Origin of the sequence: Serratia nevei (assembly GCF_037948395.1) — a bacterium.
GTDB lineage: Bacteria > Pseudomonadota > Gammaproteobacteria > Enterobacterales > Enterobacteriaceae > Serratia > Serratia nevei.
Window position 1 is genome coordinate 588636 of record NZ_CP149940.1, and the last position, 17054, is coordinate 605689.

The 17054-nt window shown below is 63.0% G+C and carries 18 protein-coding genes and 3 tRNA genes; 12 read left to right on the forward strand and 9 right to left on the reverse strand.

Features of this window, described 5'->3' with window-relative positions; translation table 11 throughout:
* Positions 1-3: 3 nt before the first annotated feature.
* On the reverse strand, positions 4-1146 hold the full coding sequence (ampH, locus tag V8N38_RS02720; protein WP_141957911.1) for a D-alanyl-D-alanine-carboxypeptidase/endopeptidase AmpH: 1143 nt from the start codon (positions 1144-1146) through the stop codon (positions 4-6).
* Positions 1147-1272: 126 nt separating this feature from the next.
* Positions 1273-2031 carry a FadR/GntR family transcriptional regulator gene (locus V8N38_RS02725; RefSeq protein WP_060422250.1) on the reverse strand — a complete coding sequence of 253 codons (759 nt, stop codon included), beginning with the start codon at positions 2029-2031 and terminating at the stop codon, positions 1273-1275.
* Between the two features lie 235 nt (positions 2032-2266).
* On the opposite strand from V8N38_RS02725, the gene V8N38_RS02730 reads away from it, so the two are divergent.
* From V8N38_RS02730 to fucP, 7 genes are read left to right on the forward strand one after another with little or no spacing between them, the layout of a single operon-like run.
* Positions 2267-3007 (forward strand): SDR family oxidoreductase, encoded by a 741-nt coding sequence (locus tag V8N38_RS02730; RefSeq protein ID WP_102985482.1) that lies wholly within the window; start codon positions 2267-2269, stop codon positions 3005-3007.
* A gap of 25 nt (positions 3008-3032) precedes the next feature.
* The gene (locus V8N38_RS02735) at positions 3033-3878 is read left to right on the forward strand and encodes a fumarylacetoacetate hydrolase family protein (protein WP_147839714.1); all 846 of its coding nucleotides are present in this window, start codon (positions 3033-3035) and stop codon (positions 3876-3878) included.
* Positions 3879-3892: 14 nt separating this feature from the next.
* Positions 3893-5170: an L-fuconate dehydratase gene (locus tag V8N38_RS02740; RefSeq protein WP_102985481.1), complete on the forward strand. Its 1278-nt coding sequence runs from the start codon at positions 3893-3895 to the stop codon at positions 5168-5170.
* Positions 5171-5184: 14 nt separating this feature from the next.
* Positions 5185-6048, forward strand: a complete 864-nt coding sequence (locus V8N38_RS02745) for an amidohydrolase family protein (protein ID WP_147839715.1) — start codon at positions 5185-5187, stop codon at positions 6046-6048.
* The gene (locus V8N38_RS02750; protein WP_087762950.1) at positions 6026-6802 is read left to right on the forward strand and encodes an SDR family oxidoreductase; all 777 of its coding nucleotides are present in this window, start codon (positions 6026-6028) and stop codon (positions 6800-6802) included. Before V8N38_RS02745 ends, V8N38_RS02750 begins: the two co-directional genes overlap by 23 nt.
* Positions 6799-7158 carry an L-rhamnose mutarotase gene (locus V8N38_RS02755; protein ID WP_015376547.1) on the forward strand — a complete coding sequence of 120 codons (360 nt, stop codon included), beginning with the start codon at positions 6799-6801 and terminating at the stop codon, positions 7156-7158. Before V8N38_RS02750 ends, V8N38_RS02755 begins: the two co-directional genes overlap by 4 nt.
* 40 nt (positions 7159-7198) lie before the next feature.
* Positions 7199-8428 (forward strand): L-fucose:H+ symporter permease, encoded by a 1230-nt coding sequence (fucP, locus tag V8N38_RS02760; RefSeq protein ID WP_033641777.1) that lies wholly within the window; start codon positions 7199-7201, stop codon positions 8426-8428.
* Between the two features lies 1 nt (position 8429).
* On the opposite strand, the gene V8N38_RS02765 is transcribed toward fucP, so the two are convergent.
* A complete protein-coding gene (locus V8N38_RS02765) occupies positions 8430-9632 on the reverse strand; it encodes an MFS transporter (protein ID WP_147839716.1) in 1203 nt (400 codons plus the stop codon).
* 108 nt (positions 9633-9740) lie between these two features.
* On the opposite strand from V8N38_RS02765, the gene V8N38_RS02770 reads away from it, so the two are divergent.
* On the forward strand, positions 9741-10652 hold the full coding sequence (locus V8N38_RS02770; protein WP_147839763.1) for a LysR family transcriptional regulator: 912 nt from the start codon (positions 9741-9743) through the stop codon (positions 10650-10652).
* An 8-nt stretch (positions 10653-10660) separates the two neighbouring features.
* Here the strand turns inward: V8N38_RS02770 and V8N38_RS02775 are convergent, their stop codons facing one another.
* Complete coding sequence (locus V8N38_RS02775) at positions 10661-11746, reverse strand: GGDEF domain-containing protein (RefSeq protein WP_060440803.1); 1086 nt, start codon at positions 11744-11746, stop codon at positions 10661-10663.
* 261 nt (positions 11747-12007) lie between these two features.
* Between V8N38_RS02775 and V8N38_RS02780 the strand changes: the two genes are divergently transcribed.
* Positions 12008-12292 (forward strand): DUF1435 domain-containing protein, encoded by a 285-nt coding sequence (locus V8N38_RS02780; protein ID WP_048233751.1) that lies wholly within the window; start codon positions 12008-12010, stop codon positions 12290-12292.
* Between the two features lie 88 nt (positions 12293-12380).
* On the opposite strand, the gene V8N38_RS02785 is transcribed toward V8N38_RS02780, so the two are convergent.
* The 4 genes from V8N38_RS02785 to V8N38_RS02800 form a co-directional block, all read right to left on the reverse strand.
* A tRNA-Leu gene (locus V8N38_RS02785) sits at positions 12381-12467 on the reverse strand.
* A 42-nt stretch (positions 12468-12509) separates the two neighbouring features.
* Positions 12510-12596, reverse strand: a tRNA-Leu gene (locus V8N38_RS02790).
* Positions 12597-12632: 36 nt separating this feature from the next.
* Positions 12633-12719 (reverse strand) — tRNA-Leu (locus V8N38_RS02795).
* Positions 12720-12791: 72 nt separating this feature from the next.
* Entirely contained in the window at positions 12792-13736 is a 945-nt protein-coding gene (locus V8N38_RS02800; RefSeq protein WP_147839717.1) for a LysR family transcriptional regulator, read from the reverse strand.
* A gap of 118 nt (positions 13737-13854) precedes the next feature.
* Between V8N38_RS02800 and V8N38_RS02805 the strand changes: the two genes are divergently transcribed.
* Positions 13855-14847, forward strand: a complete 993-nt coding sequence (locus V8N38_RS02805; protein ID WP_087762946.1) for an aldo/keto reductase — start codon at positions 13855-13857, stop codon at positions 14845-14847.
* Between the two features lie 50 nt (positions 14848-14897).
* Here the strand turns inward: V8N38_RS02805 and rsmC are convergent, their stop codons facing one another.
* A complete protein-coding gene (rsmC, locus tag V8N38_RS02810; protein WP_087762945.1) occupies positions 14898-15938 on the reverse strand; it encodes a 16S rRNA (guanine(1207)-N(2))-methyltransferase RsmC in 1041 nt (346 codons plus the stop codon).
* Positions 15939-16084: 146 nt separating this feature from the next.
* On the opposite strand from rsmC, the gene V8N38_RS02815 reads away from it, so the two are divergent.
* Together V8N38_RS02815 and rimI are read left to right on the forward strand one after the other, a co-directional pair.
* Positions 16085-16522 (forward strand): DNA polymerase III subunit psi, encoded by a 438-nt coding sequence (locus V8N38_RS02815; RefSeq protein WP_060440801.1) that lies wholly within the window; start codon positions 16085-16087, stop codon positions 16520-16522.
* Positions 16467-16910 carry a ribosomal protein S18-alanine N-acetyltransferase gene (gene rimI / locus V8N38_RS02820; protein ID WP_087762944.1) on the forward strand — a complete coding sequence of 148 codons (444 nt, stop codon included), beginning with the start codon at positions 16467-16469 and terminating at the stop codon, positions 16908-16910. Before V8N38_RS02815 ends, rimI begins: the two co-directional genes overlap by 56 nt.
* Positions 16911-17054 lie beyond the last annotated feature (144 nt).

The following is a 17054-nucleotide window of genomic DNA, read 5'->3' on the forward strand; positions in this document are numbered from 1 at the left end:
GTTTCAACTCTTGTTAGTCGCCAGATCGCTCACCAGGCGGTTGACCGGATCGCTCATGTTGGTGAATTTGCTCAGCTCCGAGCGGGTCACCACCACGAACACCCCGACGTTTTTCGCCGGGATCATCGCCATGTAAGTAATGAACCCGCCGCCGCCGCCGGTCTTCTGAATGATGCCCGGCAGCCCGTCCTTCGGCGCCATATACACCCAACCCAACCCCAGCGCATCCGCTTGCCCCGGCACGTCCATACCCTTCAGCGACACCAGATCGTGACGCTGGAAGTACATGGTTTGCTCGCTGGCGGCGGTGGCTTTGCGCGGACCGCTGGCGCTGGAGGAGAGGAATTGTTGCATCCAGCGCTGCATGTCGCGCGGGGTGGAGTAGACGCCGCCGCTGCCGGCCGCGGCGGTGGTGTCGCGGCAGGCGCTCGGGCCGGCCGCCGCCACCATCAGGCGCGAGCACTGCTCGGGGCTCGGCGTCAGCGTGGTGTCGACCATGCCGAGCGGCGCGGTGATTTTCTCTTTCAGCAGCGCGTTGTAAGGCTTGCCCGCGGCGCGCGACAGCGCGTCGGCCAGCAGGTCATATGCCAGGTTGGAGTAGGCGGCGTGTACGCCCGGCGGCACCGTGACGTTGGCATGCGCCAGCCACTGCCAGCGCTGGGCCTTGGTCGGCCAGGTGAACACCGGCGTTTTCGGCGGCTTCTTGCCCGGCTGCTCGCGCGGCAGCGAGCTGGTGTGCGTCGCCAGGTTCAGCAGGGTGATCGGCTGCCCGGCGTTGTAAGCCGGCACATAGGCGCCTTTGGGGGCGTACTTGCGCAGCGGGTCGGTCAGTTTGACCTGGCCTGCCGCCGCCATTTTCACCATCACTTCGCTGGTCATCAGCTTGGTGATCGAAGCGATGCGGATCAGCGAATCCGGGCGCGGGCGCAGGTTGTTGCCGGGTTTGGTATCGCCAAAGCTGCGGTTAACCACCTGATTGCCGTCGATCACCACCAGCGCCATGCCGGTGGCGCCGCTGTTGTAGAAAATATGTTCGGCATACTGGTCGACGATTTGCGAAGCCAGCTGCGGAGGCGCGGCCTGCACGGCCAGCGGCGCGGCGCACAGGCCCAGCGCCAGCAATAAAGCGGAGACAGAGTTTTTCAACGGTCGTTATCCATTTAACAATGCAGCGGGGAAAGGGCTTATCCGTCGCCCAGTGTAATGCGCCCGGGCCCCGGCTGCATGTAGAAAAAAGAGCGGTGGCGATAAAATTTTTTCACCGCCGGCGAGCTACTGCGCGCGGGCGAAAATGGCGATCACTTCATCGAGGTGCGCCTTCATCGCCTTGCGGGCGCCGCGCACGTCGCGCGCTTCGATCGCCGCCAGGATCGCCCGGTGTTCCAGTTCGGAACGGTGCGGCATGTCGTCCGGCGTATAGTGGCGTTGCAGCACGCGGAACATGCTGCCGTAACGGTGGCCGAGCAGGTGGCCGATGATGAACGCATAGGCCGGGTTGCCGCTGGCCTGGGCGATGCGGATGTGGAACAGCCGATCGCCGGGGTGGGTGGCGGAACCGGCGCGGTTATCGCGGCAGTTCTGCTCGTAGGCGGCGCGGATGCCCGCCAGCTCTTCGTCGGTGGCGTGGCGCGCGGCCAGCGCGGCGGTCTCCGGTTCGATCAGCAGACGGGTTTGCAGCAGAGAAAACGGCGGCAGCTCGGCGTTGAAATCCAGCTCGATGTTCAGTTCGTCGTCGATCTCCGCCCACTGGTTGCGGCCGGCCTGGGTCATCACCGGCTCCTGCGACGGCGCCAGCGGCGTTGGCGAGCGCACGATCACCCCGTTACCGACCTTGACGTCCACCAGGCCGATCACTTCCAGCGCGATAAGCGCCTCGCGCACCGACGCGCGGCTGACCTGCAACTGCTGGGCGAGATCGCGCTCCGAGGGCAGGCGGCTGCCCGGCGGAAATTCGTTATTTTCGATAAGACGTTTGAGCTGGTCAGCTATCTGTCTGTAAATCCTTGGGTTTTCCAGTCGGGTAATCGGCATTTTTGACCTTTGACGATTCGGCGTTCAGTGATTTGGCGCACAATTATGCGACAAGGCGCTTGAGTAATCGTTATTCAAGTGTAAAAAAATGGTTAATTGAAATGCGGTTTCAAGGCTGTTTTATTAACTTCTTCACCCAACGATAACGCGTAAAGCGTCTTTTGTCATGTTAGAGGCCTGACCTTTAACCGCCTTTAGTGGCCTGACCATTAGACCTTTAGGCCGAGGAGTCAAGATGGATTTAACCGGGAAACGCGTACTGATCACCGCCGCCGGGCAAGGGATCGGTTTTACCACCGCCAGGCTGTTCGCCGCCGCCGGCGCTGAAGTGATCGCCAGCGACATCAACCTCGAGCGCCTGCAGGGCTCTGCCGGGATCCGCGCGCTGACGCTAAACGTCACCGATCCGGCCGCCATCGCGGCGGCGGCGGAAGCGATCGGCCCGATCGACGTGCTGTTCAACTGCGCCGGCGTGGTGCACAGCGGATCGATCCTCGATTGCACCGAAGATCAGTGGGCGTTCGCGCTCGATCTCAACGTCACCGCGATGTTCCGCATGATCCGCGCTTTCCTGCCGGGCATGTTGGCGCGCGGCAAAGGCTCGATCATCAACATGTCCTCGGTGGCCTCGAGCGTGAAAGGGGTGCCGAACCGCTTCGCTTACAGCGCCAGCAAGGCGGCGGTGATCGGCCTGACGCGCTCGGTGGCGGCGGACTACGTCACGCAGGGCATCCGCTGCAACGCCATCTGCCCCGGCACGGTGGAGTCGCCGTCGCTGCGCCAGCGCATTGCCGAGCAGGCGCGCGAGCAGGGGCGCAGCGAGCAAGAGGTGTATCAGGCGTTCGTCGCCCGTCAGCCGATCGGGCGCATCGGCACCACCGAGGAAATCGCCCAATTGGCGCTGTATCTGGCCTCTGACGCCAGTTCATACACCACCGGCACGGTGCAGATCATCGACGGCGGCTGGAGCAACTGAGCCGCCATTTTTGAGAGAGGAAGGCATGAAACTTTTACGTTATGGGCAACCTGGGCAAGAGCGCCCCGGTATGTTGGATGCGCAAGGCCGCCTGCGTGATTTGTCGCAGCATATCGCCGACGTGGGGGGCGCCGCGTTATTGCCGGCGTCGCTCGCCAAACTGCGTGCGCTGGACAGCACCACGCTGCCGCTGGTCGAAGGGCAGCCGCGCCTCGGCGCTTGCGTCGGTGGCATCGGCAAGTTTATCTGCATTGGCCTGAACTACGCCGATCACGCGGCGGAGACCGGTGCCGCCATTCCTGAGGAACCGGTGGTGTTCAACAAATGGACCAGCGCGGTGGTCGGCCCCCACGATCGGGTGGAGATCCCGCGCGGCTCGCAGAAAACCGACTGGGAAGTGGAGCTGGGCGTGGTGATCGGCCAGGGCGGGCGCTACATCAGCGAAGCAGACGCGATGCGTCACGTCGCTGGCTACTGCGTGATCAACGACGTCTCAGAACGCGAATATCAAATTGAGCGCGGCGGCACCTGGGACAAGGGCAAAGGCTGCGACACCTTCGGGCCGATCGGCCCCTGGCTGGTGACCGCCGACGAGATCGCCGATCCGCACAGCCTGAACCTGTGGTTGGAGGTGGACGGTAAGCGCTATCAGGATGGCAACACCAGCACCATGATCTTCCGCATTCCGCAGATCGTCAGCTACCTCAGCCGTTTCATGAGCCTGCAGCCGGGCGATGTGATTTCCACCGGCACGCCGCCGGGCGTCGGCATGGGGCAGAAACCGCAGCCTATCTATCTGCGGGCGGGCCAGACGATGCGTCTGGGCATCGAAGGGCTGGGCGAACAGCGCCAGCAAACCGTACAGGCCTAACCGGGAGCGCCGCCATGACCACCATTACCGCACTGCGGGTTGAAGACATTCGTTTCCCCACGTCGCTGGGGCTGGACGGATCCGACGCCATGAATCCGGATCCCGACTATTCCGCCGCCTACGTGATCCTGGAGACCGATCGTGCGGATCTCAGCGGCCACGGGCTGACGTTCACCATCGGCCGCGGCAACGAGATCTGCTGCGCGGCGATCCGCGCGCTGGAGCATCAGATCGTTGGTGAGCGGCTGGAGGATATCGCCGCCGACATGGGCGCCTTCTGGCGGCGCTTCACCAGCGACAGCCAGCTGCGCTGGATCGGGCCGGACAAGGGGGCCATTCACCTGGCGACCGGCGCGGTGGTCAACGCGGTGTGGGATCTGTGGGCCAAATCGGTCGGCAAGCCGGTGTGGCGGCTGGTGGCGGAGATGACGCCGGAGGAGCTGGTGCGCTGCATCGACTTCCGTTACATCACCGACTGCATCACGCCGCAGGAGGCGCTGGCGCTGCTCAAGCAGCGTGCCGAGGGCAAAGAGCAGCGCCTGGCGCGGCTGCTGCAGGAGGGGTATCCCTGCTACACCACCTCCGCCGGCTGGCTGGGGTATCCGGACGACAAGCTGCGCCGCCTGTGCCAGGAAGCGGTCGACGCCGGTTTCTCCTACCTGAAGCTGAAGGTCGGGCGCGATCTGGAAGACGACATCCGCCGGGTGCGCATCGCCCGCGAGGTGATCGGCCCGGATCGCCGGCTGATGATCGACGCCAACCAGGTGTGGGAGGTGGACGAAGCCATTCCGTGGGTGAAGCATCTGGCGTTCGCCAAACCCTGGTTTATCGAAGAGCCGACCAGCCCGGACGACGTGGAAGGCCACCGCCGCATCCGCGAAGGGGTGGCGCCGGTCAAGGTGGCCACCGGTGAGATGTGCCAGAACCGCATCATGTTCAAGCAATTCATCATGCGCGGCGCGGTAGACGTGGTGCAGATCGACGCCTGCCGCCTTGGCGGCGTCAACGAAGTGCTGGCGGTGATGCTGATGGCGGCCAAATACCAGCTGCCGGTCTGCCCGCACGCCGGCGGCGTCGGGCTGTGCGAGTACGTGCAGCACCTGTCGATGATCGACTACCTGTGCATTGCCGGCACCCATGAAGGCCGGGTGATCGAGTATGTCGATCATTTGCATGAACACTTTATCGATCCCTGCGTGATCAAAGGCGCGGCCTACATGCCGCCGAGCCGTCCCGGCTATTCGATCGAGATGCATCCGTCGTCGATCGCGCAGTATCGGTTCCGCGGGTGAGGCGGGAGGATCGCATGCCGCGCATCGACGCTCACCAGCACTACTGGCGCTATCACCCCCAGCACTACCCGTGGATCGACGAGCGAATGAGCATGCTGCGGCAGGATTTCGATCCGCCCCGGCTGCGGCCGCTGTTGCAGGAACAGGGTTTCGACGGCGCGCTGGCGGTGCAGGCGCGCCCCAGCGAGGAAGAGACGCTGGCCCTGCTGGCGCTGGCTGAGCAGGGCGAGGGCATATGCGGCGTGGTGGGCTGGCTGGACATCGCCGCGCCGCAGCTGGCGCAGCGTCTGGAGGCCTTGCGGCCTTACAGCGCGCTGCGCGGGGTGCGCCATCAGGTGCAGGACGAAGCGGATCCGGCGGCCTGGCTGGCGCGGCCGGAGGTGGAACGCGGCATGCAAACGCTGCAGCGCGCCGGGTATGTGTACGAGATCCTGGTGACGCACCGGCATCTGGCGGCCGCGGCGGCGTTCGCCACCCGCCACGATGAGCACTGGCTGGTGTTGGATCATCTCGGCAAGCCGGACATCGCGCGCGGCGCGCGGCACTGGGCGCAGCAAATCCGGCCGCTGGCGGCGCTGCCGCACGTGGCCTGCAAGCTGTCGGGGCTGATCACCGAGGCGCCGGGTGGCCGGTGGCAGGCGGAAGAACTGCTGCCGTTCTTCGACGCCGCGCTGGAGGCGTTCGGCCCGCAGCGGCTGATGTTCGGCTCCGACTGGCCGGTGTGCCTGCTGGCCGGCGACTACCGCCAGGTGGTGCAACTGTGCGAACGGGCGCTGTCGACGCTGGGGGCCGCCGAGCAGGCGGCGATTTGGGGCGACACCGCCTGGCGAATTTACGGTTTAACGGAGTCTGGTTATGGATCTGTATCTGCAAGATAAGGTGGTGCTGGTCACCGGCGGCGGTGCCGGCATCGGCGCGGCGATTGCTCATGTGCTGGCCGAAGAAGGGGCGATCCCGGTGCTGGTCACCAACGCCGCGCCGGAGGCGGCGCTGCTGGCCGATTTGCAGCGGCTGCAGCCGCGCACCGAGGTGATCCTCACCGAACTGTGCGACGAGGCGGCCTGCCGCCGCGCGGTCAGCCAGACGCTGGCGGCCTTCGGCCGTATCGACGGGCTGGTGAATAACGCCGGGGTCAACGACGGCGTCGGGCTGGAGGCAGGGCGCGAAGCGTTCGTCGGTTCGCTGGAAAAGAACCTGGTGCACTACTACCTGATGGCGCACCTGTGCCAGGCGGCGCTGCAGGAGAGCCGGGGCGCCATCGTCAATATCGCCTCCAAGACCGCGCTCAGCGGCCAGGGTGGCACCAGCGGCTACACCGCCGCCAAGGGCGCGGTGTTGGCGCTGACGCGCGAATGGGCGGTGTCGCTGCGCCATGACGGCGTGCGGGTGAACGCGGTGGTGCCGGCGGAGGTGATCACCCCACAGTACCAGCGCTGGCTCAACACCTTCGCCGAGCCGCAGCGGCAGATGGCGAAAATCACCGCGCGCATTCCGCTCGGGCAGCGCATGACCACGCCGCAAGAGATCGCCAACACCGTGGCGTTCCTGCTGTCGTCGCGGTCGTCGCATACCACCGGGCAATGGCTGTCGGTGGACGGTGGCTACCTGCATCTCGATCGGGCGCTGACGTGAGCGGCGCGGCGGCAGGGCGGCGCCGTTTCTGCCAGGCGCTCGATCTGATTGACTCACCGGCGCTGATTGCGGAGTACCAGCAGCATCATCAGCGCATCTGGCCGGGCATCGCCGCGCATTTGCGCGAGCACGGCATTCTGGACATGGAGATTTACCGGTTGGGCACCCGGCTGTTCATGATCGTGGAGGTCAGCGCCGATTTCGATGCCGCGCGTTTTGACGCCGCCAGCCTGAACAACCCCGAAGTACAGCGATGGGAAGCGCTGATGTGGCACTACCAGGCCGCCACCCCCTGGACGCCGCAGGGCGAAAAATGGGTGGAAATGGCGCGGATATTTTCTCTGCAACAGCAATAACGCCAACATCATCATCGCCAGACGATACGAGGGTATCACCATGCTTGCTGAAAAAAGTGCGGCCTCCGCGCAGCCGGGCGTCGCCGTGACCGCCAATCTGCGCTGGGCCTTTATCCTGGTCACCAGCCTGTTCTTCATGTGGGGGCTGTCCTATGGCCTGCTGGACGTATTAAACAAACATTTTCAGGAGACGTTGCACGTTACCAAGGCGCAGTCGGGGCTGTTGCAGGCGGCCTATTTCGGCGCCTATTTCCTGGTGGCGCTGCCCGCCGGATACTTTATGGACCGCAAGGGCTATAAGGCGGGCATTCTGGTCGGGCTGTGTTTGTATGCGCTGGGGGCGCTGCTGTTCGTGCCGGCGGCGTCGGCCAACAGCTTCGGCGTGTTCCTGTTCGCGCTGTTCGTTATCGCCAGCGGTTTGGGCTGCCTGGAAACGGCCGCCAACCCGTACGCCACGGTGCTGGGCGACGCGCAGGGCGCCGAACGGCGGCTCAACCTGGCCCAGTCGTTCAACGGCCTCGGGCAGTTTATCGGCCCGTTGATCGGCGGCACGCTGTTCTTCTCCGCCAGCCAGTCCGCCGGCGGCGGCGATCAGAGCGCGGTGAAGATGACCTATGTGGCGATCGCCGTGCTGGTGCTGCTGATCGCGCTGTTGTTCAGCCGCACCCGGCTGCCGGCGATCCGCGAAGAGGAAAAACCGGTGCACGGCGTGATAGCGCAGGGATTGTGGCAGCATCCGCATTTCGTCGGCGGGGTTATCACGCAGTTCTTCTACGTGGCGGCGCAGGTGGGCGTAGGGGCGTTCTTCATCAACTACGCCACCGAACACTGGCGCGAGGTGTCTAACCAGAGCGCCTCTTACCTGCTGTCAATCGCCATGATCTGCTTTATGGTTGGGCGCTTCTTCAGCACCTGGTTGATGGGGCGAGTCAAACCGGCGACGCTGCTGGCGGCCTATGCGCTGATCAACATCGCGCTGTGCGGCGTGGTGATGCTGAGCGTTGACGGCGTGTCGGTGGTGGCGCTGATCGCGGTATTCTTCTTTATGTCGATCATGTTCCCGACCATTTTCGCCCTGGGGGTGAAAAACCTGGGTAAACACACCAAGCGCGCCAGCTCCTTTATGATCATGGCGATCGTCGGCGGCGCCATCATGCCGTACTTTATGGGGGCGCTGGCTGACCGTTACAGCACCGCGCTCTCTTATCTGCTGCCGCTGTTGTGCTTCGCGGTGGTGCTGGTTTACGGCCTGCGGCAGCGCCGCGCCTGATTCAACCCGGCGGCGAATCGGCTTTCGCCGCCGTTGTCAGCGCCTGTGGGCGGGTTCGCATCAGGATCGCCAACGCCAGCAGCAGCACGATGCCGGACAGCACGCCGTTTAGCGTCAATCCCCCTGCATCCACCACCAGCCCGCCCGCCAGTGAACCGCAGGAAATCGCCAGATTAAACAGCGCGATATACAGCGAAGAGGCGACCTCGACCGCGTCGGGGGCCGCCTTGAGCATCCATGCCATCAGCGAAACGGAAACGCCGCCGTAGGCGATGCCCCACAGCAGGAGGAAGGCGCCGCCGTTCAGCGGCGCGTGGCCCAGCAGCGGCAGCAGCAGGACGGCGAGCGCCAGCCCGAGGGCGATCAGCGCCAGGGTGCGGCGCAGCCGTTTGGCGGCGGCCTGGCCGGCGATGAAATTCCCGATGATACCGGCGGCGCCGTAGGCGAACAGTAGCGGACCCACCCAGCGGCCCTCGATGCCGGCGACCATCTGCAGCAGCGGGCGGACAAAGGTGTAAGCCATAAAGTGGCCGGCGACCAGCAGAAACGTCAGCAGCAGCCCGGTCATCAGCCGACGATTCGCGCGCTGCACGGTGAACGACCGCCAGCTTATCGCCTGCGTGACCGGTAGCGGCGGCAGCACGCACAGCAGCAGGAGCAGGGTCAGCGCCGCCAGGACGGCGACGGCCAGAAACGCCATGCGCCAGCCCAGCGCTTCGCCGAGGAATACGCCGAGCGGCACGCCGAACACCGAGGCCGCCGCTACGCCGCCGAAGATGACGGACAGCGCCAATCCGACGGAAGTCGGCGGCACCAGACGTTCCGCCAACCCACCCGCGATGGCCCAGATGCCGCCGATGCAAAAGCCCAGCAGGATGCGCGCAGCAAACAGCAGCGCCATGGAGGTGGCGGCGGCGGCCAGCAGGTTGGCGGCGATCAGCAGCAGCAGAAAGGCGATCAGCAGGCTGCGGCGATCCGTGCGCCGGGCACCCAGCACCACCAGCGGGGCGAACAGCGCGGCAAACAGGGCGGGCAGGGAAATCAGCAGCCCGGCGCGGCCTATCGATGCGTTCAAGGTGCTGACGATCGGAGTCAGCAGCCCGACGGGCAGCATTTCTGCCGTGACGACGGTAAAGGTGGACAGGGCGATCGCGAAGGTTGCCAGCCAGGGTTTTGCGCCGCCGCCGGCGTGTAAGGCACTCATAATGACTCTCCCAACAGATGAAGAGCCTCAGTGTATCCGCGCCAAAATGGCTGATAAACTGGCCTTAATGCGCAACATTGGGGACAAATCGTGGCTAATTTACCGTCTATGCCGTTGGATAACCTGACCGACCTGCTGGTATTCATTCGCGTCGCCGACGCCTGCAGCTTCACGCTGGCGGCCGAGAGGCTGGGCATCTCCCGCTCGGCGGCGGGCAAATGCGTGAACCGGTTGGAGGAGCGATTGGCCACTCGGCTGCTGCAGCGCACCACGCGCAGCGTCAGCCTGACCGAAGACGGCGCGGTGTTTTACGAGTATGCGCAGCGTATCCTGTCGCAGGCCGAAGAGGCGGAAACGGCGCTGAATACGCGGCGGCAAACGCCGCGCGGGCGGCTGCGGCTGGATCTGCCGGTCTCGTTGGGGCGATTGCATATCCTGCCGATTCTGCGGGAGTTTTTGGCGCAGTGGCCGGAGGTGGACGCCGACGTCAGCTTCTCCGATGAGTACAGCGATCTGGTGCGCGACGGCATCGACGTGGCTGTCCGCGTCGGCGGCAGCGACGATAGCCGGCTGGTGCGGCGGGTGCTCGCGCCGCATCGCCTGATCACCTGCGCGGCGCCGGATTATCTGGCGCGGCACGGTACGCCTGCAAAACCGGAAGCGTTGGGCGAGCACGAGACGCTGGTCTTCAGCCATCAGGGGCTGCCGGCGCCCTGGCGCTATTTGGTCAACGGCCAACTGCACGAACAGCCGGTGCGTGGCCGGATGCGTTTCAACAACGTCGAAGCCTTGCGGGATGCGGCCGTCGCCGGAGCCGGCCTGTGCCAGGTGGGGGCGTTTCTGGTCGGCGAGCAGATTGCGGCCGGCACGCTGGTGCCGGTGCTGGAGCGCCATTGTCGCCCGGGGCCGCCGATCTGCGCCGTCTACCCCAGCCGACGCCATCTCTCCCCCAAGGTGAAGCTGTTCCTGGCGGCGATCGAACGGCGCTGGCAGGGCAGGGCGATTTGGGAAGTCGATTAGCGAACCTGTTACTCCTGCGGCTGCAGCAGGGCGGGCTGGACGTTTTGCGCCAGCTGGATATTGTTGCGGCCGCTGTGCTTCGCCAGATAGAGCGCGGCGTCGGCCGCGCCGATCGCCGATTCGACGTCCAGCTTTTCCAGCGCGGAGATGCCGGCGCTGAGCGTCAGCGTGCCGCTGTGCTGCGGGCTGGCGCCGTGTGGGATGTTCAGTTCCGCCACCCGTTGGCGCACCCGTTCGGCCAGCTGCGCCGCGTAGCCTTCGTGCACGTTGGTTAGCAGCACCAAAAACTCTTCCCCGCCGTAGCGCACCACGATGTCGCGTGAACGTACCGCATCGCGGATGGCGATCGCCACCTGCACCAGCGCCCGGTCGCCCATCGCGTGGCCGTAGCTGTCGTTGTAGACCTTGAAGTGGTCGATATCCAGCAGCAGCACGTAGTGGCGGCCGGTTTGCGGTTCCAGCAGCATGTTGATCTTATTCTCCAGCCCGCGGCGGTTATAAAGACCGGTCAGGGGATCGAGCATGCTTAAATTATTGAATTTGTCCCGTTCGTTATACAGGTTGGCCACCAGCGCGTGGGTAAAGATTTCACTGCGTTTCAACATCAGGTGGTGGATGGAGAAAGCGATAATAGGTAATAGCGTGGTGAATAATATCCGCAGGGTATTATGCATACCGTCTAAAGCCAGGATCACCATTGCGGAAGGCACGGCGTGTAAACAAAAGGCGGTAAAGTTATCCGTCAGAGAAATAGCGCTGATAAAAAAGATGCTGAACAAACTAATTAATAAAAAATCTTGGTTATTCGGTAGGCAATATTGACTTTTAACGTAAATATGGGCGGCCCACAGCAGGCCGAGCACGCTGGCGAACAGGTTGAGTTTGCAGAGGTATTTCCGCGGCGTTTGCAGGGAGAATAGCGCCGCCGCCAGACAAAATAGCGGTATACATAATAAAGGTAGGGTAAATGAGGGCGTATCCCTAAAAGGGAACAATAACGTAAATACGGAAGAGGCGGCATTCATCACCAGAAAAAGAAATAATGCCAGGCGCTGCTTGCTGTTCAGTAATTCCTGATAAGAACGGGCGTTCATACGGAGGTCACTCTTTGCAAAGTCGTTCTGTCGAATAATTAAGGTTGAGAAGCATTCCCTCGGCGCGAAATATCCACGGAAGTTGCATGGTTGATGATTGTGATTATTATCATGCAAACAGGACTAGGAATTTTCTTATGTCAAATTATCATTTTTTCATGCTGGTGTCATCTGGGTTTGGTCACCGCAGTGAAAATGATGCGGCGGCCAAAAAAGTGTTATATGATATTGGTTATCATTATCACTTAAAGGGGGGTTATCATGCTCACCGCCATGATTGCCGCGTGTGGACTGTGGGGCGTCAGCTGGTGCCTCGGCGATCGCCTGGCCAGCGCCTGGGGCGTTTTGCTGCCGTGCGCGCTGATGCCGCTGCTGGCCTTGATCGATCTGAATATGATGCAGCTGCGCACCCTGATTGTGATAGCGATGCTGGCGACGCTGGTGATGCTGTTCAACAGCCGGCTGCGTCACTATCTGCTGCTGCCTTCCTGCATGGCGCTGGCGGGCGGCCTGGCGGCAATCAGCCTCAACTTCAGCTTCGCGTAAACGCCGGAAACGGCAAAACCACGCTTAGGCGTGTTTATCATCAATGCGTTGGGATTTTTTCGAAGGAACTACCGGAGAGATCATCAATTGGTGCGAAGAGAGGGACTTGAACCCTCACGTCCGTAAGGACACTAACACCTGAAGCTAGCGCGTCTACCAATTCCGCCACCTTCGCACAGTCGATGTCGTTGCTTTGATTTATATTACGTCGCCAGCTTGGTGCGAAGAGAGGGACTTGAACCCTCACGTCCGTAAGAACACTAACACCTGAAGCTAGCGCGTCTACCAATTCCGCCACCTTCGCATCGATGCTGAGTGCAATATAAATCATGTGGTTATTTGGTGCGAAGAGAGGGACTTGAACCCTCACGTCCGTAAGGACACTAACACCTGAAGCTAGCGCGTCTACCAATTCCGCCACCTTCGCGTACCAGAAACATTACCGGAGTAACGTTACCACGGAGGCGAATTCTAGAGATTTTGGCGGGCACGTCAACAGTTATTTCCCCGCTTTGCGGGCGTTTGCTGGAAAAACAGCCATATCGCCGCTTTTCTGCTGGTCAAACAGCCAAATCAGCCAATCAATCAACACCCTGACCCGTGGCGCCAGGAAACGGCCGGGTGGATACATGATGTAAATCGGCATCGGCGGAGGTGGCGTGTCCGCCAACACTTCCACCAGTTCGCCCCGTTCCAGCCAGGGAGCAAGTGAATAGCGCGCCGCCTGAATCAACCCCATGCCGGCACGCGCGCCGGCGATGTAAGCGTCGGCGCCGCTGACGCTCAGCCGGGCAGGGAGTTCGCGCAGTTCCACCTTGCCGCCACGGCAGAATTCCAGCGGATAATCGCGGTTGCTGGCCAGGGAAAAATACCCTACCGCGCGGTGCGGCGCCAGGCTATCGATGTCGAGCGGCGTGCCGCTGGCCTGCAGGTAAGCGGGGGAAGCGCAGGTGATCTGCGGCAGCTGGGCGATGCGCCGCGCCACCAGGCTGTCGTCTTCGGTTTCCCAGGCGCGCAGCACGCAGTCTACGCCTTCGCGTAACAGATCGACGTGGGTGTCGTTGGCACCCAGCGCCAGCGTGATGTCGGGATAGCGCCGGTAAAAGTCGTCCAGCGCCGGAATGACGATCTGGCGCGCCAGCGAATGGGGCATATCGATGCGCACTTTGCCGGACGGCTGCAGCTTATGGTGGCTGAACAGCGTGTCAGCTTCCTCAAGCGCCCCCAGCAGCTGTACGCAGCGTTGATAGTAAAGGCTGCCTTCGCTGGTCACCTGTACCTGGCGGGTGGTGCGGATCAGCAGGCGCACGCCCAGCCGCTGCTCCAGCCGTTTCAGCGCGTTGCTGACCGTGGCGCGCGGCAGCTGCAGGCGCTCGGCCGCCCGACTGAAGCTACCCAGTTCGACGATGCGGGTAAAAATGCGCATGGCTTGAACCTGATCCATGTCCACTCCGGATTATTGGTGATTTTTGAACAGTGATGTGCGATCTGCATTATTTATCTTTGTAGCGTAAACAACCAGACTTTGCTGCGTTATCCGTTCATCGCATGAGGGCTGCACAATGCAACAACGTAAACTGGGTTCCCACGGTCCCGTCGTCTCCGCCCTGGGGCTGGGATGCATGGGCATGAGCGACTTCTACTCTACCGGCGCCGATCGGCAGGAGGCCATCGCCACGCTGCACCGGGCGCTGGAGCTGGGCGTCACGCTGCTCGACACCGCCGACATGTATGGTCCGCACACCAACGAAGAGTTGGTGGGGGAAGCGATCAAGGGCAAACGGCAACAGGTGTTCCTGGCTACCAAGTTCGGCATCCTGCGCGATCCGGCGGATCCTTCGGCGCGCGGCGTCAGCAGCCGGCCCGAGTATATCCGGCGCTCGGTGGAAGGCAGCCTGCGGCGCTTGGGCGTAGAGGAGATCGATCTTTATTATCAGCATCGGGTCGATCCGCAGGTGCCGATCGAAGACGTCGTCGGCACGATGGCGGATCTGATCCGCGAAGGCAAGATCCGCCATATCGGCCTGAGCGAGGCGTCGGTCGCCACGCTGGAGCGGGCGCACAAGGTGCATCCGATCACGGCGTTGCAGACCGAGTATTCGCTGTGGACGCGCGATGCTGAACAGGGCGTGCTGGCCGCCTGTGAGCGACTGGGGATCGGCTTTGTGCCTTACAGCCCGTTAGGGCGCGGTTTCCTTACCGGCGCTATCCGGCGGCCGGAGGATCTGGCCGAGGACGATTTCCGCCGCGGCAATCCGCGCTTCCAGGGCGAAAACTTCGCCCGCAACCTGGCGCTGGTGGAGAAGGTGGGTGAGCTGGCGGCGCAGAAGGACGTCAAGCCTTCACAGCTGGCGCTGGCCTGGGTGTTGGCGCAGGGCGAGCACATCGTGCCGATCCCCGGCACCAAACGCCGTCGCTATCTGGAAGAGAACGTCGCGGCGGCGGAGATAACGCTGAGCGCGGCCGAACTGGCGGCGATCGAAGCGGTGTTTCCGCTGAGTGCAGCGGCCGGCGATCGCTACGGCGCCGAGTCGATGGCCTATATCAACGGCTAAAAAAAAGCGCGGCCTCAGGCCGCGCTCTGTCGTTTTCCGCCAACGGCGAATTATTTCTTCTTCGGCGCGCGCGGTGGGCGGCCGACGGTGGCCTGATACACCTTGAAGCGGCCGTTCTGCGCCAGCACTTCGTGGCTGCCGAAGGTGGCGTCCAGAATGTCCGGGTATGGCAGGAAGGCGTTGGCGACGATGCGCAGCTGGCCGCCGATCGGCAGGTGTTTCACCGCGCCGCGGATCAGGGTTTCAGCGGCGGTCAGGCTGGTTTGCAGCCCGTCGTGGAACGGCGGGTTGGAGATGATCATGTCGAAACGGCCGGTGATGTCGGAGTAAACGTTGCTGACGATCACTTCGCCTTCGATGCCGTTGGCGGCCAGCGTCGCGCGGCTGGATTCCACCGCGGCGGCGTTGACGTCGCTGAGGGTCAGTTTCACCTTCGGCGACAGCTTGGCCATCACCGAGGCCATCACGCCGGCGCCGCAGCCGATGTCCAGCACCTTGCCTTTCATGTGTTTTTCCAGCGTCGACAGCAGCAGCGAGCTGCCGACGTCCAGGCCGTCGCGGCTGAACACGCCCGGCAGCGTTTTCACTTCCAGATCGTGCAGCTGATAGCTGTCCCACCAGTCGTTCAGGTCGAATTCGGTCTGTGCGTCCAGACGGCCGTGATACAGGCCGCAGCGGCGCGCGCTGTCGATTTTCACCAGCGCAACGTGGCCTTCCAGCGTTGGCTCGGCGCTGCGCACGCCGCTGCGGTTTTCACCGACCACGAACACGTCTACGCCCACCGGCAGCAGCGCCAGGATGTTGCACAGCTGGAATTGCGCTTCCTGCTTGCTCTTCGGCCAGTAGTAAACCAGCGTATCGCAGTTGGCGACGAAAGCGGGATCGATGGTCAAACCGAACTGCACGTTATCGCCCATCGTCCGGTTCAGTAACTGCCAGTGATGGTATTGCTGAGTGTGGACGCGCACGTCCGCGGCCTCGAATTGGGCCGGCAGGCTGTCCTGCAGGTCGCCGGCAAACAGCACGCGGCGTTCGATAAATTCATCACTGTGGCGCAGCATGACTTCACTGGCGGGGGTTAATGCAGACATCAGATATTGGCTCCTGGAAATGAGACCGGGGATTATAGAGCTTTGTGGCGATATGTTCGACGGGTTTGTTGGCGCGGGCTGCGCGGGTTTGTTAGCATAGCGCGGCGCATGGCAGGCATGGCGCACCACAACGGGTAGGAATCGGCATGGCATCAAAACGCGACTGGCTGTTACAACAACTGGGTATTACGCAGTGGACATTGCGCCGCCCGAGCGTGTTGCAGGGCGAAGTGGCGGTCAGTCTGCCGCCCGAGGCGCGCCTGCTGGTGGTGGCGCAGACGCTGCCCGCGTCCGACGATCCGCTGTTTTGCGACGTGCTGCTCAGCCTGGGGCTGACGCCGGCGCAAACCTACAGCCTGACGCCGGAACAGGCGGCGATGCTGCCTGAAGAGACCGCATGCAACAGTTGGCGGCTGGGCGTGGCGGAACCGCTTGCGGTCGCCGGCGCGCAGCTATACAGCCCGGCGCTGGCCGAGCTTTCCCAAGACGCGGGGGCCAAACGCGCCCTCTGGCAGCAGATTTGTCATCATGAACACGATTTCTACCCTGACGGCGGCCGACCTGGCCACGGCCTTCACCATTGAGCAAGCCAGCCACGCTTTCCCCTGGACGGAAACCACCTTCGCCAGCAATCAGGGCGATCGCTACCTTAACCTGAAGCTGAACGCCGATGGGGAAATGGCGGGATTCGCCATCACGCAGATCGTGCTGGACGAAGCCACGCTGTTCAACATCGCCATTCATCCGCGGTGGCAGCGCCGGGGCTTTGGCCGCCTGCTGCTCAACGCGGTGATCGAACAGCTGGAGAGCCGTGGCGTGGTGACGCTGTGGCTGGAGGTGCGCGCCTCCAACCAGGCGGCGATCGCACTGTATGAAGATCTCGGTTTCAACGAGGTCACCGTGCGCCGCAATTATTACCCGAGCATCCACGGCCGCGAAGACGCGATCGTGATGGCGCTGCCGCTGGCGTAATCCGCCCGGCCGGTAAAAGCATTGATTGTCACCGGTTGGCAAATCGGCGAAAATGCCCGGCTGTTATCTTTTATTCACCGCTTTGCCCGGCGCCGCGATCGGCGCGTTCTGATGATGTCGCAGGGCGGACTAACCGTAGAACCT